Origin of the sequence: Aquabacterium parvum, from assembly GCF_001447195.1 — a bacterium.
Lineage (GTDB): Bacteria > Pseudomonadota > Gammaproteobacteria > Burkholderiales > Burkholderiaceae_C > Aquabacterium > Aquabacterium parvum.
Window position 1 is genome coordinate 1 of sequence record NZ_LFRI01000132.1, and the last position, 1,194, is coordinate 1,194.

Below are 1,194 nucleotides of genomic sequence, written 5' to 3' on the forward strand. Positions count from 1 at the left end.
GTCATGGAGATCTCCTTGGGGATGGTCAATGCAGCGTGCTGGGCTGCGGGGTGGGGAAGAGTTCAGCGGCTGCCCGCGTGAAGCGGTTGGTGCCGGCGTAGGCAGGCGGGGTGTGGTTGTCGGCTTGAGCGCCCTGCACATCCGCCTTCGTGCTCAAGATGGTTTTGACGGTGCGGTAGTGCGGCGAGTCGTGCGCCAGCGCGCGTGCGCAGGCGGCCTCCAGCCGCTTGGCGCCGTAGGGCTTGAGCAGACCCAGCACGCCCTGGGCGGCGCGCAGCCGCTCCAGGACGTTGTCTGCCAGCAGCCGCTCGATGAGCGCTCGGCACTGGGGCCCGACTTCAGCGGCCTGGGCGGAGCACCACTGACGGTCCTTGGCGAAGAAGGCCTGGGCTTCAGGTGGCAGGTGCGCCTTGCACGTGACCCGCTGGCCAGGGCGCTGCCCTCGTGGGTGTGTGGCCACATGTCGGTAGTCCTCGTACAGGGCCACGGCCGCGTCGGTGGCGCGCAGCCACAGCGTCTTACCCACCAGCGCAAACGGGGCCGAGTACAAGATGCGCTCGAGCTGCACATGGCAATCCTTGTGCACGCTCACCCGGTGCCAGGTGCCCAGGTCTGGCGCGATGGCCGGCAGTGGCGTCAAGAGCGGCTGCTCCAGGGCGAACAGCGCCAGCGGTGGCTGGCGCGTGGTGCCGTGGATGCGCTGGCCCGCCGTCTCCATGACCCATGCCTTGGCCTGGGCATTGAGGTCGGCCAGGTCGCGGAACTCACGCAGCGGCAGGAAGTTGCCCTTGACGTACTTGACGCCCGCTTCGACGATGCCCTTCTTCTGCGGGTCGTGTGGCGGGCACGGGTCGATCTTGAAGCCGTAGCCCTCGGCACACTCGGCGTAGGCGCGCTGCACGACGGGGTCTTGCGCGCAAGCCTTCGTGATCGCGCACTTGGCGTTGTCGATGACGATGCGCTCGGGCACGCCAGCGAACCACTCGAAGGCTCGGCGGTGGCAGCCCAGCCAGGTCGCCACCGTCTGGTCCCAGACGAACTCCAGGTACTGGTGGCGGCTGTGCGCCAGCGTCATCACGAAGGCCCAGGTGCGCCGCGGCTTGCCATCCGGGTGCAGCAAGATGGGGCCGGCGCCGAAGTCCACCTGGGCAGCCTCGCCCGGGGCGAAGTCCAGTCGGCAGGTGACCTCTGGCG

General features: G+C 68.9%; 1 protein-coding gene. It reads right to left on the reverse strand.

What is annotated here, in order from left to right:
- Positions 1–25 precede the first annotated feature (25 nt).
- Positions 26–1,194: IS21 family transposase (istA, locus tag ABG80_RS04560; protein WP_058086583.1), on the reverse strand; the 1,169-nt coding region annotated here is incomplete at its 5' end.